General features: G+C 68.8%; 21 protein-coding genes. 13 read left to right on the top strand and 8 right to left on the bottom strand.

Translation table 11 applies throughout. The features are described from left to right. Positions 1-203: 203 nt before the first annotated feature. Together ACQEXA_RS10550 and ACQEXA_RS10545 are read left to right on the top strand one after the other, a co-directional pair. A complete protein-coding gene (locus ACQEXA_RS10550) occupies positions 204-2,492 on the top strand; it encodes an FdhF/YdeP family oxidoreductase (RefSeq protein WP_432935121.1) in 2,289 nt (762 codons plus the stop codon). A 100-nt stretch (positions 2,493-2,592) separates the two neighbouring features. Next, positions 2,593-3,570, top strand: coding sequence for a LysR family transcriptional regulator (locus tag ACQEXA_RS10545; RefSeq protein WP_432935122.1), 978 nt, complete (start codon positions 2,593-2,595; stop codon positions 3,568-3,570). 370 nt (positions 3,571-3,940) lie between these two features. Here ACQEXA_RS10545 and msrA read toward each other — a convergent pair whose 3' ends face one another. The 5 genes from msrA to ACQEXA_RS10520 form a co-directional block, all read right to left on the bottom strand. Further along, positions 3,941-4,453, bottom strand: coding sequence for a peptide-methionine (S)-S-oxide reductase MsrA (gene msrA, locus ACQEXA_RS10540; protein ID WP_432935123.1), 513 nt, complete (start codon positions 4,451-4,453; stop codon positions 3,941-3,943). 211 nt (positions 4,454-4,664) lie between these two features. Then, the gene (locus tag ACQEXA_RS10535) at positions 4,665-6,164 is read right to left on the bottom strand and encodes a long-chain-fatty-acid--CoA ligase (RefSeq protein WP_432935124.1); all 1,500 of its coding nucleotides are present in this window, start codon (positions 6,162-6,164) and stop codon (positions 4,665-4,667) included. A 389-nt stretch (positions 6,165-6,553) separates the two neighbouring features. Further along, a complete protein-coding gene (locus ACQEXA_RS10530; RefSeq protein WP_432935125.1) occupies positions 6,554-6,961 on the bottom strand; it encodes a nuclear transport factor 2 family protein in 408 nt (135 codons plus the stop codon). Between the two features lie 185 nt (positions 6,962-7,146). After that, a complete protein-coding gene (locus tag ACQEXA_RS10525; protein WP_433129513.1) occupies positions 7,147-7,716 on the bottom strand; it encodes a hypothetical protein in 570 nt (189 codons plus the stop codon). 248 nt (positions 7,717-7,964) lie between these two features. Further along, the gene (locus ACQEXA_RS10520; RefSeq protein ID WP_433128786.1) at positions 7,965-9,386 is read right to left on the bottom strand and encodes a transposase; all 1,422 of its coding nucleotides are present in this window, start codon (positions 9,384-9,386) and stop codon (positions 7,965-7,967) included. Positions 9,387-9,609: 223 nt separating this feature from the next. On the opposite strand from ACQEXA_RS10520, the gene ACQEXA_RS10515 reads away from it, so the two are divergent. Next, on the top strand, positions 9,610-10,452 hold the full coding sequence (locus tag ACQEXA_RS10515) for an IS5 family transposase (protein ID WP_432938449.1): 843 nt from the start codon (positions 9,610-9,612) through the stop codon (positions 10,450-10,452). Between the two features lie 35 nt (positions 10,453-10,487). Here the strand turns inward: ACQEXA_RS10515 and ACQEXA_RS10510 are convergent, their stop codons facing one another. Next, positions 10,488-11,927 (bottom strand): NF041680 family putative transposase, encoded by a 1,440-nt coding sequence (locus tag ACQEXA_RS10510; RefSeq protein ID WP_433129511.1) that lies wholly within the window; start codon positions 11,925-11,927, stop codon positions 10,488-10,490. A gap of 246 nt (positions 11,928-12,173) precedes the next feature. Here ACQEXA_RS10510 and ACQEXA_RS10505 point away from each other — a divergent pair, with 246 nt between their 5' ends. From ACQEXA_RS10505 to ACQEXA_RS10485, 5 genes are all read left to right on the top strand, one after another. Then, positions 12,174-13,097, top strand: coding sequence for an IS5 family transposase (locus ACQEXA_RS10505; RefSeq protein WP_432929601.1), 924 nt, complete (start codon positions 12,174-12,176; stop codon positions 13,095-13,097). 88 nt (positions 13,098-13,185) lie between these two features. Further along, positions 13,186-14,367, top strand: a complete 1,182-nt coding sequence (locus ACQEXA_RS10500; RefSeq protein ID WP_432935127.1) for an ABC transporter substrate-binding protein — start codon at positions 13,186-13,188, stop codon at positions 14,365-14,367. A gap of 100 nt (positions 14,368-14,467) precedes the next feature. Beyond that, positions 14,468-15,268 carry a thioesterase family protein gene (locus tag ACQEXA_RS10495; RefSeq protein ID WP_432935128.1) on the top strand — a complete coding sequence of 267 codons (801 nt, stop codon included), beginning with the start codon at positions 14,468-14,470 and terminating at the stop codon, positions 15,266-15,268. 201 nt (positions 15,269-15,469) lie between these two features. Continuing rightward, the gene (locus ACQEXA_RS10490; protein WP_432935129.1) at positions 15,470-16,021 is read left to right on the top strand and encodes a beta-class carbonic anhydrase; all 552 of its coding nucleotides are present in this window, start codon (positions 15,470-15,472) and stop codon (positions 16,019-16,021) included. A gap of 135 nt (positions 16,022-16,156) precedes the next feature. After that, positions 16,157-16,951 carry an acyl-CoA dehydrogenase family protein gene (locus ACQEXA_RS10485; protein ID WP_432935130.1) on the top strand — a complete coding sequence of 265 codons (795 nt, stop codon included), beginning with the start codon at positions 16,157-16,159 and terminating at the stop codon, positions 16,949-16,951. Between the two features lie 85 nt (positions 16,952-17,036). On the opposite strand, the gene ACQEXA_RS10480 is transcribed toward ACQEXA_RS10485, so the two are convergent. After that, positions 17,037-17,726, bottom strand: a complete 690-nt coding sequence (locus tag ACQEXA_RS10480) for a GntR family transcriptional regulator (protein ID WP_432935131.1) — start codon at positions 17,724-17,726, stop codon at positions 17,037-17,039. 289 nt (positions 17,727-18,015) lie between these two features. On the opposite strand from ACQEXA_RS10480, the gene ACQEXA_RS10475 reads away from it, so the two are divergent. From ACQEXA_RS10475 to ACQEXA_RS10455, 5 genes are all read left to right on the top strand, one after another. Continuing rightward, on the top strand, positions 18,016-18,495 hold the full coding sequence (locus ACQEXA_RS10475; RefSeq protein WP_359407494.1) for a formate dehydrogenase subunit gamma: 480 nt from the start codon (positions 18,016-18,018) through the stop codon (positions 18,493-18,495). Further along, the gene (locus ACQEXA_RS10470; protein WP_433129509.1) at positions 18,492-20,105 is read left to right on the top strand and encodes a formate dehydrogenase beta subunit; all 1,614 of its coding nucleotides are present in this window, start codon (positions 18,492-18,494) and stop codon (positions 20,103-20,105) included. Before ACQEXA_RS10475 ends, ACQEXA_RS10470 begins: the two co-directional genes overlap by 4 nt. After that, a complete protein-coding gene (fdhF, locus tag ACQEXA_RS10465; protein WP_433129507.1) occupies positions 20,102-22,921 on the top strand; it encodes a formate dehydrogenase subunit alpha in 2,820 nt (939 codons plus the stop codon). The genes ACQEXA_RS10470 and fdhF overlap by 4 nt, the downstream gene beginning before the upstream one ends. Before the next feature lies 1 nt (position 22,922). Beyond that, positions 22,923-23,135 (top strand): formate dehydrogenase subunit delta, encoded by a 213-nt coding sequence (locus ACQEXA_RS10460; RefSeq protein ID WP_359407485.1) that lies wholly within the window; start codon positions 22,923-22,925, stop codon positions 23,133-23,135. A gap of 244 nt (positions 23,136-23,379) precedes the next feature. Continuing rightward, complete coding sequence (locus tag ACQEXA_RS10455; protein WP_432935134.1) at positions 23,380-24,393, top strand: 2-dehydropantoate 2-reductase; 1,014 nt, start codon at positions 23,380-23,382, stop codon at positions 24,391-24,393. A gap of 53 nt (positions 24,394-24,446) precedes the next feature. Here ACQEXA_RS10455 and ACQEXA_RS10450 read toward each other — a convergent pair whose 3' ends face one another. Beyond that, the gene (locus ACQEXA_RS10450) at positions 24,447-24,965 is read right to left on the bottom strand and encodes a transposase (protein ID WP_432935135.1); all 519 of its coding nucleotides are present in this window, start codon (positions 24,963-24,965) and stop codon (positions 24,447-24,449) included. Positions 24,966-25,285: the final 320 nt, after the last annotated feature.

The following is a 25,285-nucleotide window of genomic DNA, read 5'->3' as shown; positions in this document are numbered from 1 at the left end:
GTCTTTCCGGCGAGAAAGTCAAGAAAGCGTGCGGTGGTGAGGTCTACGCAGCTTCACTGACGAAATGCGGCTTCATCGGCGGCGCCTATCAGAGGAAAGGGAAGGCCTCTTTGACGGTGTTTCCGGAGCGGGTTTAGTTTCTCCGGCGAAATGCATTCACGTCGGTTTCTGCGGCGTCGGAAGCCGGGAAGGCAGGCCGCATCATGGGTGCTTTGGAAGACCCCACTGACGATCGCTTGGAGATCACGCCGCCCAAGACCTGGGCGACCGGCGTCCCAGCGGTCGCCCACGCCCTGCAGTACTCGCTGAGCCAGACGTCGCCCCGCAGGACGATGCTGACCCTGCTGAACATCAACCAGGCCAAGGGCATCGACTGCCCCGGCTGCGCCTGGCCGGAGCCGGGCAAGCGGCACATGAACGAGTACTGCGAGAACGGCGCCAAGCACATCAACGACGAGGCGACCTCGCGGCGCGTGCGGCGTGAGTTCTTCGAGCAGTACACCGTCGAGGAACTGGGCCGTAAGTCCGACTACTGGCTCAACCAGCAGGGCCGGCTGACCGAGCCGATGGTCAAGCGGCCCGGATCGGAACACTACGAGCCCATCGAGTGGGACGCCGCCCTCTCCCTGATGGCCGAGGAGCTGCGCGGCCTGGGCTCTCCGGACGAGGCGCTGTTCTACACCTCCGGCCGGCTCAACAACGAGGCGGCCTTCCTGCTCCAGCTCTTCGCCCGCGCCTACGGCACCAACAACCTGCCGGACTGCAGCAACATGTGCCACGAGTCCAGCGGTTCAGCGCTGATGGAGACCCTCGGCATCGGCAAGGGCAGCGTGAGTCTGGACGACATCCACCAGGCCGATCTGATCTTCGTCGTCGGCCAGAACCCCGGTACGAACCACCCGCGCATGCTGTCGGCCCTGGAGGAGACCAAGCGCAACGGCGGGAGCGTCGTCGCCGTCAACACGCTTCCCGAAGCCGGGCTGATGCGGTTCAAGCACCCGCAGCGGCCCCGCGGTGTGGTCGGCCGGGGCACGGTCATCGCGGACCAGTTCCTCCACATCTGCGCCGGCGGCGACCTTGCCCTCTTCCAGGCCCTCAACTTGCTGCTGCTCGAGGCCGAGGACGCCGCCCCTGGCGCCGTACTGGACCACGACTTCATCGAGAAGAACTGCAGCGGCTTCGAAGCCTTCGCCGAGCACGCGCGCAAGACCTCCTGGGAGGATGTGCTCGCGGCCACCGGTCTCACCCGCGAGGAGATCGAGGAAGTCCACGAACGGGTGCTGAAGGCCAAGAGCGTCATCGTCTGCTGGGCGATGGGCGTCACCCAGCAGAAGCACGGCGTGCCCACCATCCGTGAGATCGTCAACTTCCTCATGCTGCGCGGCAACCTCGGCAAACCCGGAGCCGGTGTATGTCCCGTGCGCGGTCACAGCAACGTCCAGGGCGACCGCACCATGGGGGTGTGGGAGCAGATGCCGCAGAGCTTCCTCGACGCGCTGGGACGGGAGTTCGGCTTCACCCCGCCCACGAAGCACGGCCACGACTCCGTCAACGCCATTCGTGCCATGCGCGACGGCAAAGCGAAGTTCTTCCTGGGCGTGGCCGGCAACTTCGTCCGGGCAACCCCGGACAGCGAGGTGACCGAACAGGCCATGCGCCGCTGCCGGCTGACGGCCCACATCTCCACCAAGCTCAACCGCTCCCACACCGTCTGCGGCGAGACCGCGCTGATCCTGCCCACCCTGGGCCGCAGTGATCGCGACATCCAGGCCGGCGGCGAGCAGTTCATCACGGTCGAGGACTCCATGAGCATGGTCCATGCCTCCCGAGGACGGCTCGCCCCGGCCTCCGACGACCTGCTGAGCGAAGTGGCGATCATCTCGAGGCTGGCCCGCAGCACCCTCGGCCACTCCCCGGAGATCCCCTGGGAGGACTTCGAGGCGGACTACGGCACCGTCCGGGACCGCATCTCCCGTGTCATCCCGGGATTCGAGGACTTCAACGAGCGCGTCGCCGAGCCCGACGGCTTCCAGCTGCCCAACCCGGTCAACTCACTGACCTTCCGCACCCCGACCGGCAAGGCCGTCTTCACCTGCAACGACTTCGAGATGCTGCGGCCGCCCGAGGGGTATCTCATCCTGCAGTCCATGCGATCGCACGACCAGTGGAACACCATCCCCTACGCGATGAACGACCGCTACCGCGGTATCCACAACGGCCGCCGGGTGGTCCTGGTAAATCCCGAGGACATCAGCGAACTGGGCCTGAGCGGAATGCAGATGGTGGACCTGGTCAGTGTGTGGCACGACGGCAGCGAGCGCCGGGCCGAGTCGTTCCGGCTGGTGCCCTACCCCACCTCCCGCGGTTCGGCCGCCGCCTACTACCCGGAGACCAACGTGCTGGTCCCCCTGGACAGCGTCGCCGACATCAGCAACTGCCCCACTTCCAAGGGCATCGTGGTGCGCCTGGAGCCGGCGGCATGGGCCGGGTGACCGCGCGCCGACGGGTGCTGCGCATGCGTCGATCGGCCGCCGGACTGAGATGCCACAATGAGCCCGACCGGGATCTCACATGGCGAGAGGTGTTCAGCCCGTGCTCTTCCGGCAGCTCGAATACCTGGTCGCTCTTGCGCGGGAGCGGCACTTCGCCCACGCCGCACAGAGTTGCGGGGTGTCCCAGCCCTCCCTGTCCGAGGCCATCCGCAAGCTGGAAGAGGAACTTGAGGTCCCGCTCATCCAACGGGGACGCCGCTTCGACGGCCTGACCGCCGAGGGTGAACGCGTCGTCGTCTGGGCGCGTCAGATCCTGGCCGACCGGGACGCTCTGCAGGACGAGGTCGCCGCGATGCGGACGGGCCTCGACGGCCGGATCCGGATAGCCACCGTGCCCAGCGCCGCCACTGCCGTACCGCGCCTGGTGGATCCGCTGTGCACCCGGCACCCGCTGCTCACCGCGCATGTCATGGCCGACCTGACGTCGAGAGAGATTCTGACGAGGCTCAGGGACTTCTCCGTCGACGCGGCTCTGACCTACCTGGACGACGAGGTACGAGCCGCGTTCCAGGTGGTGTCGCTGTACCAGGAGAAGTACGTCCTGCTCAGCGATGCGTCCTGGGCCCCGATCGGCGGCGAGACGGTGTCCTGGGCCGAGGCGGCGGCGCTTCCGCTGTGTCTGCTCACGCCTGCCATGCGAGGCAGGCGTACCCTCGACGCCCTCTTCGCCGACGTCGGGGCCGAACCGGTGGCAAGGGTGGAGACCGACTCGTTCGCCGCGCTGATCGCCCACGTGGTCCCCGGGCGCTGGGCCGGGATCGTCCCGCTGGCCTTCGTCCACGCACTCGGTGTGCCGCCCGGGGTGCGTGCGGTCCCCATGGCCGAGCCCTCGCGAGCAGTCGAGATCGGCCTCGTGACCTGCCGTCGGGAGCCCGAGTCGGTGACGGTGCGCGCACTGGTGGCCACCGCGCGCCAGGTCGACCTCACGCCCCTGGAACGCCTGCCCCGGATGCCCTCGGGGTTCGGCGCCGCGTCGGGCGTGCGAGGCGACGCGGCCACACGGCCTTCGGCCGGCTGAGCGGTACGCGCACTTTTCGGCCGGCTCCGCCGCCTGTGGCCACTCCTCGACGCGGGCCCCGTCCCTCACATCGACACCGGCCTGCGCGATGTCGTACGCCATGCTCCGAAACGAGGCGTCTGCCGTGCCTGGCATACGCGGGTGGCCGGCGCCCGACCGGGCGGGCGCCGACTCACAGAGACCCTGGGGGCAGGGCACGACCTGTCGCACCTTGAGCCCGAGGCGATCATCAGCTGTGCGCGGGCACCCGACCGGGCGCCCGCGTTCAAGACCCCGCATGGTCGGCGAAGCAGCTTCCACACGGGAACGCGTCCATCCGGGGACCCATGGCTGAGGGACCAGCCCTCGGCGCCCCGGCCTGCTCGCGCGGTCAGCCCTCCGTACGAGCGGGCAGTCGCCATCCCGGGCGCGGGAAGTGGCAGGTGTAGCCCTCCGGGTAACGCTCCAGGTAGTCCTGGTGCTCGGGCTCGGCCTCCCAGAAGGGGCCGACCGGCTCGACCTCGGTGACGACCTTGCCCGGCCACAGTCCGGAGGCGTCCACGTCCGCGATGGTGTCCTCGGCGATCCGCTTCTGCTCGTCGTCCACGTAGTAGATCGCCGAGCGGTAGCTGAGACCGATGTCGTTGCCCTGGCGGTTCTTGGTGCTCGGGTCGTGGATCTGGAAGAAGAACTCCAAGATCGCGCGGTAGTCGGTCTTCTCGGGGTCGAAAAGGATCTCGATGGCCTCGGCGTGGGTCCCGTGGTTACGGTACGTCGCGTTCGGCACGTCCCCGCCGGTGTAACCGACCCGGGTCGACGTCACGCCCGGGAGCCGGCGGACGAGGTCCTGCATCCCCCAGAAGCATCCGCCCGCCAGCACGGCCCTCTGCGTCTGCGCTGCCATTTCGGCCCCTCCAATATCTTTCGCCTCGGTCACTCGGGCTGCCCGGCTCGCACACGATCGGCAACCCGTACTTCTGCCTACATCAGCGTGTAAGGGCCCCAAACAATTCCGGGCCCCCGCGGCCGCCGGCCGCCGCGCGGGCGAGCCATGCGGACGACGCGGCGAACCACTGCCGGTCCACCGGCCCAGTGCCTCTCCCCGCGACGCCGGCTCACCGCCCGTCCGGCTTGGCCGGCGGAACGATCTCCCGCTTGAGGATCTTGCCTGTGGGCCCTTTCGGCAGGGTGTCCTCGATCCATACCTTCCGCGGATACTTGTACGCGGCGACCTGCCGCTTGACGTAATCACGCAGCTCGTCCGGTGTGGCCCGGGCGCCCGGCTTGAGGACGACCGCCGCGCCTACCTCCTCACCGAGGTCAGGACTGGGCAGACCGACCACCGCGGCATCGGCCACCGCCGGATGCTTGTACAGCACGGCTTCGACCTCGCGCGGGTACACGTTGTAGCCGCCACGAATGATGACGTCCTTCTTCCGGCCGACGATCCAGAAATATCCGTCCTGGTCGACCCGGCCGATGTCGCCGGTGTGGAACCAGCCGTCCCGGACCGCGGCGGCGGTCTCCTCGGGGCGTTGCCAGTACCGCTTCATCACGTTGTGGCCGCGAATCGCGATCTCGCCCGATTCTCCGAGTGGTACCTCCTGGTCGTTGTCGTCGACCACCCGCATCTGGACGCCCCGGATCGGGGTGCCGACCGAACCGGGCTTGGGCCCGGTCTCCGGGTTGTTGAGCGAGGCGACGGGCGAGGTCTCGGACAGTCCGTACCCTTCGAGCACGACGCAGCCGAACGCGGCCTGGAAGTCGCGCAGCACCTGGGCCGGCATCGCCGCGCCGCCGGAGAAGCAGTACCGCAGCCGGGAGACGTCGTAGGCGTCCCGGCCGGGCTGCCGCAACAGCCTGCTGAATATCGTCGGCACCCCGACGAAGGCCGTCACTCCGTGCCCGGCGAGGATGCCCAGTGCCTTCTCGGCGTCGAAGCGCGGCAGCAGCGTGACGCACGCACCGGAGGCGACGGCGGCGTTGAGAGTGCAGGTCTGCCCGAACGCGTGGAAGAGCGGCAACCCACCGAAAATCACGTCGTCGGGGGTGAGCAGGAGCAGCTCGGTGGCCACGATGTCGCAGTTGCGGGTCAGGTTGGCGTGGGTCAGCTCGGCCCCCTTCGGCTGACCGGTCGTCCCCGAGGTGTAGAGAATCACCGCCGTGTCGTTCTCCCGGTCGGTGAGGTCCTCGGCGGGGGTGCCCGAGGCAAGCAGATGGTCGAATCCGGCGGGATCGACGGCGACCGCTTCGGCCCCGGTCTGCTGCGCACCGGCCCGCGCCTCGTCGGCGGAGGTGTGCGAGGCGAACAGCAGCCGGGCACCCGAGTCACCGAGGTAGTAGGCGACCTCCCGGGACTTGAGCAGGGGGTTCATCGGAACGACGATGCCGCCAGCCCGGAGTATGCCGTAGTAGACGATCGCGAACTCGGGGGTGTTGGGGAGCATGATCGCGACTCGATCGCCCGGTTTCACGCCACGGTCGCGAAGCAGTCCGGCCATACGGGCGCTGCTCTGGTCGAGCGTGCGATAGGAGGTGGTGTCGTCGCCGAGACGCAGCGCGGGGCGATCGGGGTGAACCCGGGCGCTGCGGACCACGTTGGACGCGAGATGCATGCCGGATCCTCCTTCCGAGGTCTCGGCCCGTGCCCGGCCACGGAGCCCCCGCGTGATAGGGGGCTTGCCGACGCGGCCCTCGCCCTGCACGGGATCTGGAGATGATCAGCAGGGTGAGTCTCACTGGTCGGGGCTTGCGCTCAAGGAGTCCAGCGCGAGGAGCTCGAGTCCGTCCTGCCTGAGCCGCTTCAAGAGACCCATGATGAGGGCGACGCTACGCCCCGAGCAGGTGTCATGCCACCGACGGCGGCCCGGGGGTGTCGCGTGCTCGTCCACCTTTCGGCCGTGACGCTGCCCACCGCGCAGCTGCGGGTTCGGCGTCGGGAGCGCGGCGACTCCTGGCCGTGTCACCGCCTGCCAGGACCTTCGCCGTTGGGTGCGGCTCGTCCTCAGTGAGTCTCCGCTCCGGCTGCCTCGGGGGACGCGAGAGCGGCCTGCATCGCCACCCCGTCCACGTAGGAGTGCTTCTCCTTCACCGCACCGTTCTCGACCAGGACGAAATCCGCGAGATCCACGTCGACCGCGGCTCCCGACACGGACGTCCCGGTCAGCTTCCACTGGACGACCCAGAAGGCCTCACCGGTGCGCAGCGAGACGAACTCGAAGGTCAGGTCCGGGACGAGCGCGAACATCCCGGCCACCGTCTCGCGGATGGCCGCGCGCCCCCGCACAGGACCCTGACCCGAGTGCAGATGGAACACCGAGTCGCACGTGTGGAGCTCGGCGATCCGGTCGGGGTCGCGGGCCTCCCAGCCGGCGTGGTAGCGCTCGAACAGATCACGAGTGGCAGCGGTCACGGGCGGGCCTCCGTCTCAGGGAGAAGCGGGCACACCGCATGCAACTTCCCGAGCGGTTGTACGTCAAGGTCGCCCCGCAGGACACCTGGACCCGATCGAGTCGCCTGACAGCGCGACGCCGCCCGCCACGGTCGTAGGCGGCGCACGGCATGGTCACGTCGTTCGGCGGCCCCCGGTTCTGTTCCTCAATCCCACGTCAGGTGGTACTGGTTCTGGTTCAGTCCGGCGTCTTGCGGCGCCGGGTCGAGGATCGCCTGGTCCAGGGTGACCTCGCCACCGGCGTTGACCAGGTGGTAGCGGACGGACCACTCGGCGTCCTTGGCACAGAGTTCATCCGCCCAGTCGCCCAGCCCTGGCGGGCAGATGTTGAGCAGGATGCGGGTGTTGAACCACCGTTCGGTATCGGTGTCGCCCCCTGGTCCCCGATCGACGAAGGCGTCGACGTCACGGAGGATCAATCCCCCTACGAAGCCCGCCCGTTCCTCGCCTTTGGTCACCGACCAAAGATGCACCGGCTGGTTCGGGCACGCAGCGATGTTGAGACCGACGGAGCCGATCACCTCGCCGCCGTTCGTCACGATGCGGTACGCGCGATGGCCCGGAGCGCACGCCCCTGGCGCGGCAGAGGCCGGCCCGGCCGAGACAGCACCCGTGATGCCTATGGTCGACATGACGATCGCGCATGCGGCCACAACGCGGTCACGACCTACCGGGGTGGCACGCCGTCGGCTTGCCGTCCTTTCGATCTTGTACACCGCAGTCTCCCTTCGGTACCGCGTGACCACCACGACGAGCAGCACATCGTGACCGTCCCGGGCCGTACGGTCGCGTCCGGGTGCTCTTTGTGATGCCGCTGATACGGCAGGTCGTCGTTCTGCTCCTCTGTGCGCTCGGGCCTGCATAAGGACTACGTCAGGACCGCGTTAGGAAGGAGTCAGGAATTGAGGCCCTCCGCTCCTCCTTCCGTGTCCGTCCACTAAGCTTGCGATTTTAGCTTTTGTCGTCACTCTGTGTGTTTACCGGTGGTCGGTTCGCTCTTGCGGTAGGGCGGTCGCTTGGATTTCGGGCGGTTCTTCGAGCCTTTCGGGCGGCCTGGGCCGGGGCGGGTGGGTTTCGGCGAGTCGGCGGGTGTGCCGATGCGTGCGCGGAGTCGGCGGAAGCCGAGGCGGACCTTGTAGGGGCTGAGGGGCTTACCCGGGTCCGGTCTTGGGTGCCAGGGGCGGCGCAGGTCGTCCACGAGGTGGCGGGCGAGGCGTAGTTGGGCGTAGGCGCCCATGGCCAGGGACACCCACCGGTCGGTGGCTGCCGCCGAGCTCAGGTGCGCGCTGGCCAGGCCGAGATAGGACTTGGCGAAGCGGTGGAAGTGCTCCTGGTCGAAGCGCCGCAGGTAGGCCTTCCAGAGCAGGTCCGGGTCGGCCGGAACGGGGCCGGCGTGCCACAGCCACAGGTCCTTGGGTGGCTTGCGGCCGTCGGGCAGGTGGTCGACGACCACTTGCAGGACCGTGCCGCGCACGATCGGCAACTGCTTGTCCCGCGGCCAGTTGGCCCAGCGGCCGGTGCTGCCGAGTTTTTGGTGCAGTCCGCTCCAGGCGCGGACGGTCACGGTGCCGTACAGCTCGGACTCCACGGTGCGTTCGAAGGCGGGGGCGTGTCGTTTGGCGGGGTCGGAACAGGAGAACTCCGCGCCGTGGCGCAGCGGCGCGCCCATCTGGCCCGGTCGCCGGGGCGGGGGGTCGAGGTAGAAGACCCGGGTGGCACGTAGCCGGACCAGCAGTTGCACGTCATGGCCGGCCAGGGCGTGGGTGAGGTCGGTGGCGTAGTTGCCGGCGTCGAGCAGGACCAGCGGCGGCGGGTCGCCGGGCTGCCACTTCCCGGTCGCGGTCAGGTCTTTGAGCAGCCCGGTGATCTGGTCGATCGTGACGTCGGTGTGCTCCTCGCCGGGCCGCAGTCGGCGTGCCTCGATGGGGTCGACCCAGGAGGAGGACCCCCACTGGATGCCGACGAGCAGGCTGTAGGGCCAGCCGGGCAGCCAGCGGTCCCCGCCCTTGCCGCGGACCTGCACCATCGTCCGCTCGTCGGCGTACTCGGCGTCGGGGCGCGCGTGCGGAGTGGTGTCGATCGCGAACATCAGCGGCTCGCCCTCCCTGGCCGGGGCCGACAGGCCGATCAGCAGGTACCGCAAGCGGCTACTGCTTATCTGGCCATGGGCCAGGGCGTCGTAGACAGAGCCGTGTCGTCGGCGGAACTCCGGCTCCAAGGACAGCTCAACCGGTGATCGCACCGGGCCCTGCGCGCAGAGCATCGCGTCCGCCAACTCGAACAGGGCATCCCCGCGGCGGGTGAAGCAGGCATGGAGACCCGCACGGAACCTGGATAACTCGGACAACGCCTCGACGCGGGCAGGGGTGTCTTGCAGACTGTCCATCACGGCCTTCTGGTGCAGCTGGATCTCTGGCGAGAACCCAACATCACCCGAAGGCCGTTCCCATGTCCGGCGAACAGCAGAATCCAAACCTAAACGATCTTCACGTCCTAAAATCGCAAGCTAAGAGCGTGCGCGGATAGGCGGGTGTAAGGGCTGGATGCAGGTGCAGGCACGGGCCTGCGCGATCATGTGAGTTGCTACGCTCCGTGACCGTGGAGGCTCCGTGCCTGCGCTCCCATTATGGCTTGTCGATCCGCTCTGGCAGCAGTTCCGGGAACTGCTACCAGAGCGCGGTGAGTTCGCTTCCGACCACCCGCTGGGCTGTCATCGCCGACGCATCGGTGACCGCACTGTCTTCGACCGGCTCGTGCAGGTACTGGTGTTCGGCTGCGGCTACCGCAAGGTCGCCGACAATGCGTGCTCGGCGACGACCATCCGTACCCGCCGTCAGGAGTGGATCGAAGCTGGGGTCTTCGAACGCCTGGAGCTGCTCGTTCTGGAAGCCTACGACCGTTTCATCGGCCTACAGCTGTCGGATGTGCCAGTCGACGGCTGTCACTCAAAGGCCCCCTGCGGTGGTGAAGTTGCAGGCCCTTCGCCCGTGGACCGGCGAAAGGGCGGTATGAAACGCTCCACCGCAACAGACGCCGGCGGCATCCCGCTCGGCGCTGTCACCGCTCCCGGCAACCGGCACGACTCCCCGCTGCTGGGTCCCACCCTGGAGAGACTCGAACGTATCGGGCCGCTCCCGGAAAACGCCACGGTCCACCTCGACGCCGCCTACGGCACCGGCAAGGGAACCAGAACGGCAGCAGAGTACGGCCTGCGGGCACAGGTCGCGGTCAAGGGCGTGGCCGCACCGATCCAGAACACCAAACGATGGCCGGTGGAGCGCACGAACGCCTGGGGCAATCAATTCTTCAAGATCGCTCGCTGCACCGAACGCCGCACCGAAGTCATCGATGCGTACCTGTCGTTGGCCCACGCCATCATCACTCTGCGTCGCCTCATCCGCCGCGCGTGGACCCTCTACCGCTGGGACACACGCCCCCGGAAACGCCCCTGAACACCGCCTATCCGCGCACGCTCTAAGCTTGATCTTTAACCTGCACGGTTCTTGTGTTCCGCGATGCTGAGATCGCGTTTCACGGTTTTACCGACGTCGTGGTTGGGTGCCCGGCGGTGGTTCTTCGAGCCGGTCGGGCGTCCGGGGCCGGGCCGGGAAGGTTTGGGTGCGGCCGCCGGACGGGCCGTCTTCGCTCGGAGGTTCCGAAACCCCCGCCGCACCCGCGCGGGCGTGAGCCGCCCCGGCTCGGCGGGCTTCTCCCAGGGGCGGCGAAGATCCTCGGCGAGTGGGCGGGCGAGCCGGAGCTGCGTGTGGGCGATGATGACCAGCCAGGTCCAGCGGTCCGCCGTATCGGGCTCACGGACCTTCGGACGGGTCCAGCCGAGCGTCTGCTTGATCATCCTGAAGGTGTGTTCAAGATCGAACCTTCGCAGGAAGGCCTGCCAGAACACATCGACCAGTCCAGCGCTCGCACCGGTGACCGACGACCACAGCCAGACCGGCTTGGGGTCACGGTCACCGGGCAGGTACTCGACCCTGAGGCGGATCAACGTGCCATGCAGAACGGGGAGTTCGCCCTCGTGGTCCAGCCAGGGCCCGCGGTGGGTGAGCCGGGGATGCATCCGGTCCCATGCCATCGCCTCGGCTTTCCCATAGCGGGTGGTGTCGGTGACGGTCGCCACCTCCGGCTCGTGCCAGGTGTCGGACTTGGCCAGGGTGAAGGTTCCGCCGTGCTTGCGGGGCCGGCCCCCCTTGGGGCTGTAACGGTGCGGTGGTGCGGGTCGAAGCAGCACCCGGTCGGAGCGGAGACGGCCCACCAGCTCGACCGGCAGGTCCGTGAGGACGAAAGCGAGGCGGGTGACGTCGTAGCCGGCGTCCATCACAATCAGGATGTCCGGGTCACCGTCGCTCCAGTGCCCTGCAGCGATGATCCGGTCGACAACTTCGCGGAGCTGGGCGGCGGTCACCGCAGTGGCGTCGTCGGCCGGGCCCAGCCGCACCGCGTCCAGCAGCGCGGTCCAGGATGTGCGTCCGGTCTCCAAGGCAGCGACGAAAGAGTAGGGCCAGCCCGGGATGAACTGCGAGTTGCTCTTGGCCCGCCCGTAGACATGACAGAACAGCCGCTCCGCGCTGGTCGGCGCATCGGGCCGCAGCCACGGCGAGACATCGACCGCCAGCACGATCCTCCCATCGGCCGCCCTGGGTAGCGGCAGGGACGCCAACGACCGGCGCAGACGTTCCACCTGGAGGCGCCCGCAGTTCAGCGCGTCGTACATCGCGCCGTGTCCCCGCTGGTGCTCCGCCACCAGCGTCAGGTCGACCAGCGAGGTGACCGGGCCGTCGGCACACAGAACCGCATCCGTCAGCTCGAACAGTGCATCCGCTCGCCGGGACAGGCAGGCATGGAAGTCCTCACGGAAGCAGGACAACACGGACAGCGACTCGACGCGGGCGGCGTCATCCAGAACACTCATCACAGCGGCCGTTTCTTGGTGCTTCGTTGCTCGACACTCCGAAGCCTCAAGGACGGCCGCGCTCTCTGTCCGGCGAATCAAGAACCCCGACAAGAAACGATCTTGCCGAGGTTAAAGATCAAGCTAAGAGCCCGTGAACAAACTGATCGTTGTCGGCGGGTGGGAATCGGTGAAGTGACGTGAACGACCAGGACCTCTTGGTAGCAACTGCGGTGTCGAAGCCCAGTCGCGCCAAGAGGTCCTGTCATGCCGTTGTACGCCCCTGCCGCCACCGCTGTCACCCCAGACGGGCAAGGTCACTGCCCCTGCCTGGCCTGCCGGTTCGGGCACGGTCGCCGTCATCCGGCCCGGCCCCGCCGCTACACCTCAGACACCACGGATGCGGAGTGGCAGGTCATCGCTTCGGTACTGCCGTGGCCGGCATGGCTGGACGGCAATGGCGGGCGGCCGGAGGAGTACTGCCGTCGGCTGATCGTGGACGCGATCTTCTACGTCGCGGACAACGGCAACAAGTGGCGCAACCTGCCAGGCGACTTCCCGCACTGGCGCACGGTGCACACCATCTTCACCCGGTGGTGGCAGGACGGAAGCGTCGACGCCATCCACAACGACCTGCGTGACGAGGTCCGCCGATCCGAGGGCCGGGACACCGACCCGACCGCCGCGATCATCGACTCGCAGTCGGTACGCGCTGCGGAGACGGTCGGCGCCGACAGCCGCGGGTACGACGCGGGCAAGAAGGTGGCAGGCCGCAAGCGCCACGTGATCGTGGACACGATCGGCTTGCTCCTCGTCGTCATGGTCACCAGCGCGAGCGTGCAGGACCGCGACGGCGCCCGCCCCTCGCTGACGCACCTGCGTGACCTCTTCGAATCAATCAGCCTGGTCTGGGCCGACGGCGGCTACGCCGGGAAACTCGTCACCTGGGCCAAGAAGAAGCTCCAGCTCACGATCGAGATCGTCAAGCGCAACGACGACGTCAAGGGCTTCGTGGTACTGCCACGCAGGTGGGTGGTTGAGCGCACGCTGTCGTGGATCTTCCAGCGCCGCCGCTGCGTACGCGACTACGAACGGTTACCCGAGCACCATGAAGCCATGGTCAAGTGGTCCATGATCATGCTGATGTCCCGGCGCCTGGCGGGCACGAAGGACGCCAAGCACCGGAAATGATCAGTTTGTTCACGGGCTCTAACACTGACGTGCAGAGATGCCGGGGGGACACCGGAGAGAACGCCCCATGGACGTGGACCCCGCACCGATGACCGATCGGTCTCACGACCCCGCCACTGCTCGAGCTGCCGTGGCCGCACGTTCTGTTCGAGCAGTGGCCGTCATCGGTGGTCTCGCGCTCGTGGCCCTGGGCCTGAGTGCCTGCGGTGGCCCTCCGCACGCCGTGCCGAGGAAGCCGTCGGCGGCCACCTCCGCCGCGGACATGGGCGGCATGAACGCGCTGGTCGCCGCCGCGAAGCGCGAGGGCGCGCTCAACGGGATCACGCTTGCCCGGAACTGGGCCAACAACGGCGGTCTGATCGACGGTTTCGAGAAGAAGTACGGAATCAGGGTCACGGTCGCCATTCCGGAGGGCCACAGCCAGGACGAGATCGACGCGATGAAGAAGTCCAAGGGCCGGCCGGACGCCCCGGACGTGTTGGACTTGGGGGACACCTTCGCGCGGGCGGCAGCGAGGGACAACCTGCTCGCGCGGTACAAGGTCGCCGCGTACGACTCGATTCCCGCCAACCAGAAGGACCCGCAGGCCCGCTGGACCAACAACTACGGGGGCTATGTCTCCATCGGCTGCGACGCCAACCGGGTCCGGACGTGCCCCCGTACCTTCGCCGATCTGGTGAAGCCCGAGTACAGGGGCAAGGTCGCGCTCTCCGGCGATCCCACCCGGGCCGGTTCCGGCTTCGCCGACGTCTATGCGGCCGCCCTCGCGAACGAGGGGTCGTTCGGCGACATCGAGCCAGGTGTCGACTTCTTCGGCGACCTCCGCAAGAGGGGCAACTTCAACCCCGCCGAGGCCACGTCGACCGGGGTCGAGACGCGTCGGACGCCCATCGGTGTCGGATGGGACTTCCTCAACCTCGGTTACGCCGATCAGTTCCGGGACAAGGGCATCGACTGGCGGGTCTCGATCCCCTTGGACGGCACCTTCGCCCTGTACTACGCGGAGGCGATCAACAAGGACGCCCCGCACCCCGCGGCCGCCCGGCTGTGGCTGGAGTACCTCTTCAGCACCGAAGGCCAGAATCTCCGGCTCGCCGGATACGCCCGCCCCGTGCTGATGGACGCCATGCGGCGCAGCGGCACCCTGGACACGGCCGCCGCCGCGAGGCTGCCGACGGTCGAGGGGACGCCGCAGTTCCCCACGGACGCGCAGCTCGAGAAGTCGCAGCAGACGGTCCTCGAGCAGTGGGAGCGGGCCGTCAGGGGCTGAGACGCGCGGTTGTGGAGAAGGGGTCCCGCCGCCGGGACCTGCAGGGTACCGACGGGTAACATGGCGGCCTCGCCTGCCGGAAGGAAGGGAAGCCGTGGCCATGCCCGTCAGTGACGTCGAGGCATTCTTCGAACGGGTGGCGGAGGATCGCTTCGTCCCCACCGCCTGCGCCCGGGGCCCCTGGGACGAGCACAGCCAGCACGCGGGGCCGCCCGCCGCACTACTCGGGAGGGCTGTCCAGTCCCGCCCCGGGTCCCGCGAAGACATGCGCCTCGCCCGGATCACCTTCGAGATCCTGCGGCCGGTGCCCTTGCGCACGCTGTCGGTGACCACGCGGGTCCTCAGGGAGGGCCGGAGCGTGGAACTGGTCGAGGCGTCCCTGACCCCGGACGGCGGGGACGAGGTGATGCGGGCGAGGGCACTGCGCATCCGGACCGCTCCCGGTTCCGTGACCCCGACGAAGGACGTTCCTGTCGTCCGCGCCCCTGAGGAGTCCAGTCCCGAGGCGTTCTTCCCGGTGCCGTGGGACATCGGCTACCACACGGCCATGGAGACGCGGTTCGCGGCGGGTTCCTTCCTTGCGCTCGGGCCGGCGACCTGCTGGATGCGTATGCGGGTCCCGTTGGTGGCGGGGGAGGCGATCACGCCGCTGGACCGAGTTCTGGTGGCGGCGGACTCCGGCAACGGGCTGAGCAACGTGCTCGACTTCGCGTCGCAGGTGTTCATCAACCCCGACCTGACAGTCCACCTGCACCGCCACCCCATCGGCGAATGGGTCTGTCTCGACGCCCGCACCAGCATCGATGAGGACGGGATGGGCATGGCCGAAGCCGCGCTCCACGACGAACGCGGTCCGATCGGCCGCAGCGTGCAGAGCCTGTTCGTCGGCAGCCGGAGCTGAGGAACGCGGGCCGCGGGCTTGGGATCGCGCGCGTCCCGGCCGCCCGCGCGCACGGTGGACGCACCACTGCCAGCGCGCCCACACAGCGCCTGCACCACTGTTGGCGAAACACTGGCTACTGAATACCGTATACACACGACCGACCGCCTCCTCGGCGGTCAGCGGTTCTTTCGGATTTCGCAGCGGATTGAGGTGGCCAGCATGCTCGTACCAGCATCCCGTCCCGCCCAGCCCACCACCGGCCCCGCCGGCGACGAGACGGTCATCGACCGCCTCGTACGGTCCAATAAGGGCTACGCCGCCGGATTCGCCGACCCGGGCATGGGTGCCCGGCCGGTCCTCGGCGTCGCCGTGGTGGCCTGTATGGACGCCCGGCTCGATCTGCACGCCGCGCTCGGCCTCGAACTGGGCGACTGCCACACCATCCGCAACGCGGGCGGCGTCGTCACCGACGACACGATCCGTTCCCTCACCATCAGCCAGCGCGCGCTCGGCACCCGCAGCATCGTCCTCATCCACCACACCGGCTGCGGCCTCGAGTCCCTGACCGAGGAGTTCCGGCACGACCTGGAGATGGAGGTCGGCCAGCGGCCCGCCTGGGCGGTGGAGGCCTTCCGCGACGTCGACCAGGACATACGGCAGTCGATGCAGCGGGTGCGCACGTCGCCGTTCCTGCTGCACACGGACGACGTACGAGGCTTCGTCTTCGACGTGAAGACCGGAGCGCTGCGGGAGGTCGGCGCACGGTCCTGATTCGACGTCAGCTCTGCCGGGCCTCTCGGCCGCGAGCTGCGCGAGAGGCCACGAGCAAATAGCTCCGGTTCCCCTCTGGTGCATCCACAGCACGCTTCGGCATACTGTATGCAATCTTCTCCAGAGGGGGTCCCCGTGTCGTATCGCAGCACTCTCTCCCGTCTCCTGGACGCCGTCATCGCCCCCTCCGCCGAGAGGGTCCGGGCGCAGGGCAGGTTCCCGCGCAGTTCGCTGACGGCCCTGGGGCAGGCGGGACTTCTGGGACTCACCGTCTCCACCGACCTCGGGGGCGGTGGGCGTGGGCTCGCGGACGCCGCCGACGTGGTGACGCGGGTGGCCCGCGCCTGTCCGGCGACCGCCACCGTGCTCCAGTCCCACTACGCGGCGGCCGCCGTCGTCGAGGCGTACGGCAGCCGCTGGCTCCGAGGCGAGATCGCCGCCGGGCGCCACCTCAGCAGCCTCGCTCTGGACGAGGCCGCGGCCGAAGGTCGCCGAACGCGGCTTCAGTCGGGAGCCTCTGACGCCTCCGCGACCCGCTCGGGTGGCGTGGTCGCCCTGCGTGCCCGCAAGCACGACGTGGTCGCGGCCGGAGAGGCGGACAGCTACATCTGGTCCTCACGGCCGCTCGCCGCGCGGGACGGGCTGACCCTGTGGGTGGTCCCGGCGCACGCCGCCGACCTGTTCGTCCCGGCGAGTCCGGTCGGGGCGGGCCCGTACGGCAGCGGGACCTCCACGGTCTTCGCCGACCCGGTGCTGATCCCCGCCGATGCGATGCTCGGGCCGGACGGCGAAGGGTTCGACATCGTGCAGGGCATCGTCGAGCCGTGGCTGCTCGAGTTGCAGACCGCCGTGGGCGCCGCAGTCACCGGCCCGGTGGCGGTCGGCAGCTCCTTCGGGTCCGCTCGTCTCGCCACGGATTCTCTTGCCTGACGTAGGGACGCCGACTTGTCGACCGGCCGGGACCGGGCCGCTCGGCGGGACGCGGGTGGGTGGAAGCCGTCCGTCTGGCGGCCCGTCAGCTCCGGTCCGTCTCCGCGGCGATCGCGTTCCGGTACTCGGCGACGGTACGGCGGGTGTGCTGCCGCATGATCTCGCAGGCGCGGTCGGGATCGCCGTCGGCGATGGCCTGGATGAGCTGGGCGTGCTCGTTCCACGCGTCCTTGCCGCGGGGCTTGGCGATGGGGGTGTAGTACCACCGCACCTTCTGGCCGACCTGCGCGATCAACTCGGTCAGAACGGAGTTGCCGGCCACGGAGGTGATGTGGGCGTGCAGGGCGGTGTTGGCCGCGACGAGCCGTTCGACGTCGTCCTCGGCGAGGGCGTCGACGCCGGCCTGCTGCAGTGCCCAGAGCTGTTCGACGTCCTTGAGCTTCGCGTGCTGGGCGGCGAGTTCGGCGGAGTGGGTCTCCAGCACCGAGCGGACGCTGAGGAGTTCGGTGGCTTCTTCCGGGGTGGGGGAGTGGACGAAGGCGCCCTGCGCGGGGCGCAGATCGACCCAGCCGCTGGTCTGCAGGCGCTGAAGGGCTTCGCGAACGGGCTGGCGGCTGACGCCGAGGTGTTCGGCGAGTTCGGCCTCGACGAGATGCTGTCCGGGCTTGAGCGAACCGTTGATGATCAGTTCGGTCAGGGCGTCGTAGACCGCCTGGCGCAGCGGAGCCGGGCGAGCCACGCGGCGGGTCGCCGCGGCTGTCAGAGCCTCGCGCATGGGACCCCCGTTCTGCCGTCCACCGGTGGGCCGGACGGCTGTGCCTGTGGTGGCGTCGGAATGATCGTCGGCGGCTTTCTCAGCATACAGGTTTTCGTATGCAAGATGGCGTGTGCCGCTGACCTGCGGCGATGTCATGCCGGTCTGGTCACTCGGGCCACCGTCGACCGGTTTTGTGTCCATTTGTCGAAGCCGGGCAACGGCCCGCGCATCTACATATTTTCCGCTGTGGAGCTTCTGTATACAGAAACCTGTATGGGGTATGGTCGAACGAGGAGGCGCAGCGATCATGACGATTCGCGGGAGTGACGTGACGATCGAGGACGTGGTCCGCAGGGTGGTGGCCGGTCACCGGGATCAGCGCGGCTCGCTGCTCCCCGTACTGCACGCCGTACAGGCCGAGTTGGGCCATGTGCCGCAAGAGGCGATTCCGGTGCTCGCCGACGAGCTCAACCTCTCCCGGGCCGACGTCCACGGAGTGGTGACCTTCTACCACGACTTCCGCCGCGAGCCCGCCGGGCGCACGACCGTACGGATCTGCCGTGCCGAGGCGTGCCAGGCCCTGGGCGCCGGCGAACTCGAGGACTACGCCCGCGAGGCCGGGCTGTCCCTCGGGGAGACGTCGGCGGACGGGTCGGTGACCGTCGAGCAGGTCTTCTGCCTCGGCAATTGCGCCCTCGGGCCGTCCGTAGAGGTGAACGGACGGCTGCACGGGCGCGTCGGCAAGGCCCGGCTGGGCGCGATCCTCAACGAGGCGGTCTCCTCATGAACGACGCATCGCACTCCACGGCCAAGGTCTACGTCCCCAGCGACTCGGCCGCCCGCTCCGTCGGCGCGGACGAGGTCGCGGACGCCTTGCAACGCGCGACGGCCCGCGGAGACCTCGACATCGACGTGGTGCGCAACGGATCGCGCGGCATGCTGTGGCTGGAGCCGCTGATCGAGGTGGTCACCCCGCAGGGGCGGATCGGCTACGGACCGGTGGCCCCCTCGGACGTGGAGGACCTCCTGGCCGCCGGCATGCTCGACGGGGCCGACCATCCGCTGCGGACCGGTGTCGTGGACGAACTGCCCTGGCTGGCCCGCCAGACCCGCGTCACCTTCGCCAGAGTCGGCGTGACCGACCCCTTGTCGGCAGAGGACTACCTTGCGCACGGCGGGCTGAGGGGGCTGCGCACGGCTCTGGGGCGCAGGCCCGATGACGTGGCCGCCGAGGTCACCGAGTCGGGGTTGCGGGGCCGGGGCGGCGCGGGATTCCCCGCGGGCATCAAATGGAAGACCGTCCTGGAGTGCACGGACGAGCTGAAGTTCGTCTGCTGCAACGCCGACGAGGGCGACAGCGGGACCTTCGCCGACCGCATGGTCATGGAGGGCGACCCGTTCATGCTCATCGAGGGCATGACGATCGCCGCGCACGCGGTGGGCGCGAGCGAGGGATACCTCTACATCCGCTCGGAGTATCCCGACGCGGTGGCCACGATGCGCTCGGCGATCGGGATCGCGCGCGAGCACGGCTGGCTCGGCAAGGGAATCCTCGGCTCGGCGCTCGACTTCGACCTGCACGTCCGCGTCGGCGCCGGCGCGTACATCTGCGGCGAGGAGACCTCCATGCTGGAGAGCCTGGAGGGCAAGCGGGGCACGGTCCGGTCGAAGCCGCCGATCCCCGCGATCCAGGGCCTGTTCGGCAAGCCGACCGTGGTGAACAACGTCCTCACCCTGGCCACCGTGCCGACCGTGCTCGCCCACGGGGCGAAGGCCTACCAGGACCTCGGCGTCGAACGGTCGCGCGGCACCCAGGTGTTCCAGCTGGGCGGCAACGTCGCGCACGGCGGCATCGTGGAGACCGCGTTCGGCGTCACCCTGCGCGAACTCGTCGAGGACTACGGCGGCGGCACCTTCTCCGGACGGCCCGTGCGCACGGTGCAGGTCGGCGGGCCGCTCGGCGCCTATCTGCCGACCTCGATGTTCGACCTGCCCATGGACTACGAGGCCCTCGCCGCGGCCGGTGCGATGGTCGGCCACGGCGGCATCGTCGTCTTCGACGACACCGTCGACATGGCCGCCCAGGCGCGCTTCGCCATGGAGTTCTGCGCCGAGGAGTCCTGCGGCAAGTGCACACCCTGCCGGGTCGGTTCGGTACGCGGTGTCGAAGTGATCGACAAGATCGTGGCCGGGCAGCACCGGGACGAGAACCTGGCGTTGCTCGAGGACCTGTGCGACCTGATGACCGATGGCTCACTGTGCGCCATGGGCGGGCTGACGCCGATGCCCGTGCGCAGCGCCATCGCGCATTTCCCGGACGACTTCCTCGCGCGCACCCCCGGCCGGGAGAACCAGCCCCAGCACGCGACTGGCGCGAGGACGGAGGGCACGGCATGACACTTCTCAAGGAACCCGACTTCGGCACCCCGGACCGGCCCGGCGAGGTGACGGTGTCGGTGGAGGTGGACGGACTGCCGGTCACCGTCCCCGAGGGCACGTCGGTGATGCGGGCCGCCGCGCTGGCCGGCGTCGACATACCCAAACTGTGCGCCACCGACAGCCTCGAGCCGTTCGGCTCCTGCCGGTTGTGCGTGGTGGAGATCGACGGCCGTCGCGGCACCCCGGCGTCCTGCACCACACCGGTGGCCGACGGCATGAAGGTGCGCACCCAGACCCCGAAGGTGGAGAAGCTCCGCCAGGGCGTCATGGAGCTCTACATCTCCGACCATCCCCTGGACTGCCTCACCTGCCCGGCCAACGGCGATTGCGAACTGCAGGACATGGCGGGCGTCGTCGGGCTGCGGCAGGTCCGGTACGGCTACGAGGGCGCCAATCACCTCGACGCCGAGAAGGACACGTCCAACCCGTACTTCGACTTCGACGCGTCCAAGTGCATCGTCTGCTCCCGCTGCGTACGCGCCTGCGGCGAGGTGCAGGGTACGTTCGCGCTGACCATCGAGGGCCGCGGCTTCGACTCCAAGGTCTCCCCGGGCGCCGGGGAGACGTTCATGGACTCCGAGTGCGTCTCCTGCGGGGCGTGCGTGCAGGCCTGCCCGACCTCGACGCTCCAGGAGCGTTCGGTGGTGGAACTCGGCATGCCGACCCGGTCGGTGGTGACCACCTGCGCGTACTGCGGCGTCGGCTGCTCGTTCAAGGCCGAACTGCGCGGCGACGAGCTGGTGCGGATGGTGCCGTACAAGGACGGCGGGGCGAACGAGGGCCACTCCTGTGTGAAGGGCCGGTTCGCCTTCGGCTACGCGACGCACCCCGACCGGAAGCTCAAGCCCATGGTCCGCGACAAGATCACCGATCCATGGCGTGAGGTCGAGTGGGACGAGGCCATCGGCACGGTCGCCCGGCGGATGCGCGAGATCCAGGAAAGGTACGGGTCGGGTTCGATCGGTGCCATCTCCTCGTCCAGGTGCACCAACGAAGAGGTCTACGTCGTCCAGAAGATGGTGCGCGCGGCCTTCGGCAACAACAACGTGGACACCTGTGCCCGCGTCTGCCACTCCCCGACGGGATACGGCCTCAAGCAGACCTTCGGCGAGTCGGCGGGCACGCAGGACTTCCGTTCGGTGGCGCAGGCCGACGTGATCATGGTGATCGGGGCGAATCCCACGGACGGTCACCCGGTGTTCTCGTCGCGGATGAAGCGCCGGCTGCGCGAGGGCGCGAAGCTGATCGTGGTCGACCCCCGCCGTATCGACCTGGTCCGCTCGCCGCACATCGAGGCCACGCACCATCTCCAGCTGCGGCCGAGCACCAATGTCGCGGTGGTCAACGCCATGGCGCACGTCGTGGTCACCGAGGGCCTGGTCGACCGGTCCTTCGTGGAGCAGCGGTGCGAAGGTTTCGACGAGTGGGCGGAGTTCGTCGCTCGCCCGGAGAACAGCCCGGAGGCGACCGAGGCGCTCACCGGTGTGCCGGCCGAGGAGCTGCGGGCCGCGGCCAGGCTGTACGCCGAGGCGCCCAACGGAGCCATCTACTACGGCCTCGGTGTCACCGAGCACAGCCAGGGCTCGACCATGGTGATGGGCATGGCCAACCTGGCGATGGCCTGCGGCAACATCGGCCGGGACGGCGTGGGCGTGAATCCGCTGCGCGGCCAGAACAACGTGCAGGGCTCGTGCGACATGGGCTCGTTCCCGCACGAGCTGCCCGGCTACCGGCACGTCTCCGACGACGCGGTGCGCAACGTGTTCGAGAACCTGTGGGGCGGCACCATCCTCGCCGAGCCCGGGCTGAGGATTCCCAACATGTTCGACGCGGCGATCGACGGAAGCTTCCGCGGTCTGTTCGTGCACGGCGAGGACATCGCCCAGTCCGACCCGAACCTCAAGCACGTCACCGCCGCGCTCGAGGTGATGGAACTGGTGGTCGTACAGGACCTGTTCCTCAACGAGACGGCCAAGTTCGCGCACGTCTTCCTGCCCGGCGCGTCCTTCCTCGAGAAGGACGGCACGTTCACCAACGCCGAACGCCGGATCAACCGGGTGCGCGCAGTGATGACGCCGAAGTCGGGCAAGCACGAGTGGCAGATCGTGTGCGAGATCGCCACCGCCATGGGCTATCCGATGTCCTACGACCATCCCGGCCAGATCATGGACGAGATCGCCGCGGTCACACCGACCTTCGCCGGCGTCTCCTTCGCGCTGCTGGACAAGCTCGGCAGCATCCAGTGGCCGTGCAACGAATCGGCACCGGAAGGCACGCCGGTCATGCACGTGGACGAGTTCGTGCGCGGCAAGGGCAAGTTCGTGGTGACCGCCTATGTGCCGACGAACGAACGCAGTACCCGGCGCTTCCCGTTGGTGCTCACCACCGGACGCATCCTCAGCCAGTACAACGTCGGCGCCCAGACCCGCCGTACCGGCAACGTGGCCTGGCACTCCGAGGACATCCTGGAGTTGCACCCTCACGACGCCGAGGTACGCGGCATCTCGGACGGTGACCTGGTGACGCTGGCCAGCCGGGTCGGGCAGACCACATTGCGCGCGGAGATCTCCGACCGTATGCCGACCGGGGTGGTGTACACGACGTTCCATCACCCCGTGACCGGTGCCAACGTGGTGACCACCGAGAACTCCGACTGGGCGACCAACTGCCCCGAGTACAAAGTGACCGCCGTACAGGTCGGGCTCGCGCATCCGCTCCGGCGCGGCGACGACACCGAGGCGGTCGAGGAAGACGTGCTGACGGTGGTGAACTGAGATGACCGCCACCGTGCCACCGGAACGCCGGATGGCGAACGACATCGCCGCGAACCTCGCACACCTGCCGAAGGACCGGGCCGTCGAGGCGGTCGCGGGACACATGGACAGGTTCTGGGACCCGCGGATGCGCACCCGGCTGTTCGAGTACGTCGACACCGGAGCCGACGGACTGGACCCACTGGTGGTCGCCGCGGTCCGGCTCATGCGCTGACCCCCGCGCCCCCGAAGGTGCCTTCCGCGCCCGGATGACGAGGCCTCCGTCTGCCTCTGTCACCGGAGCCGGGAGGCCCTTCGGCATGCCCGGACTCGCCCCGCGGAACGCCTGGTTGCCACGGTCGCGGGCGTCCGTCCATTCCCCGACGCCGGGTTGAGGACGCGGCGCGCGGAGCCTGTACAGCTCACGAGGATACTGCATACAGTATTCATCTACGCTGTCCCTTTCAGGAGGAGTCACCGTGAAAATCGCAGTCCTCGGAGCCGGCGCGATAGGCGCCTACGTCGGAGCGGCACTGCACCAGGGTGGCGCTGAGGTCCACCTGATCGCCCGGGGCGAGCACCTGCGGGCCATGCGCGCACACGGAGTCCACGTGCGCAGCCCCCGGGGGGACTTCGTGGCCCGGCCGCACGCCACGGACGACCCGGCCGAGATCGGCCCCGTGGACTACGTGTTCCTGGGGCTGAAGGCGCACTCCTACCCGTCCAGCGGACCGCTGGTCGCCCCGCTGCTCGGCGACCGGACCGCGGTGGTGGCAGGGCAGAACGGCATCCCGTGGTGGTACTTCCACAAACTGGCGGGCCCCTACGAAGGACTGAAGATCGAGGCGGTCGACCCGGGCGGCGCCACCAGCAAGGTGCTGCCGCCGGAACGGGCCATCGGCTGCGTCGTCTACCCCGCCACCGTCATCGAATCCCCCGGCGTCATCCGGCACTTGGAGGGCACGCGCTTCTCCATCGGCGAGCCGTCGGGGGAGGTCTCCGAACGGTGCACGGCGCTGAGCGAAGCCATGGTCGCGGGCGGACTGAAGTGCCCCGTGGAGTCGAACCTCCGCGACGACATCTGGATCAAGCTGATGGGCAACGTGGCGTTCAATCCGATCAGCGCGCTCACCCGGGCGACGATGGCCGAGATCTGCCGGCACCCCCTCACCCGCCGGCTGGTCGCCCAACTCATGGAGGAGACCCTGGACATCGCGGCCCGGGTCGGCAGCTGCCCCGCCATCTCGATCGAGAAGCGGCTGCGCGGCGCGGAGGGAGTGGGGGACCACAAGACCTCGATGCTCCAGGACCTGGAGGCCGGCAAGCAGCTCGAACTCGACGCCATCGTGACCGCGGTCGTGGAGATGGCCGACATCTCCGGCGCCGAGGCACCCACGCTGCGTGCGATCCACGCCGCCACCGACCTCCTCGCGCAGTGCGGTGCGGCCGGCCCGGGAAGCGGCAGCAGCGCCCCGAAGCCGGCCTCGGCCTAAGAGCCATCACGTAACGCAGTCCGGGGCCTGCTGCCCCGCCAGGGGTGCTTCGTTTACGGGATGTCGATCTTGAGGTTGTGGAGTGCGGCGACGCCAGCGACGGCGTGGTTGACCGCCTCGCCGCGGCGCCTGCGTTGGCGGAGGATCTGGTGGTCTTTGAGCCGGGCGATGGTGTGTTCTGCGACGGCCCGGCGTTTGCGGAACCGGCGGTAGGTGCGGTCTTTGATGAGGCGACCGTCGAGGCCTCGGCGTGGCGTGCGGATGCGGTCGCGGCCTCGGTAGCCGCCGTCGCCCGACGGGCGGGGATGGTCAGGGAGTGTTTTCTGGAGGGTTTCGCGGAAAACGACGTTGTCGTTGCGGTTGCCGGGCCAGGCGTCTTTGACGGCGACGACTCTCCGGTGGCGGACCCGGCAGAGGATCTGCGCGTTGACGCTGTGCCGGTAGTTCTTGCTCTTCGCTGTGCGCTGCTGGTCGTGGACGGGGATCAGCGTTGCGTCGACAATCCACAGCTCCCGCCGGTCAGTCGGTGGGGGTCCGAGGAGCTCGGCGAGCGGTTGGGCGAGCCGAGTCATGACCCGGTGGCCGGCGTGTGGGAGACGCCGGAGAGGGAGCCGAGTTGCTGCATGGTGAGGTTGGTCCGGTAGGCCAGAACAGCGAGGAGGGTCCGGTCGGCGAACGGCGGTGACCAGGGCCTACCGCGGCCCGTATGGGGTGCGAGCTCTCACAGTTGCTCGATGAGGTGCTGCATGTGCGGCCCGGTCTGTGCTGTCCGGGCACGAAGGTCGGCCGACGTGCGGCGGGCAAGAGGCAGGTGCATGAAGGCCTTCGTGGAGAGCGAAGTCTTGTCGTGGCACGGGGCGTTGTCGGTGGGGTTTTGTAGCTTTGGCGTTGG

It is taken from the genome of Streptomyces sp. CA-106110, from assembly GCF_050936285.1.
Lineage (GTDB): Bacteria > Actinomycetota > Actinomycetes > Streptomycetales > Streptomycetaceae > Streptomyces.
Note: the sequence above shows the minus strand (reverse complement) of the source record. Positions and strands in the feature narration are given on the sequence as shown.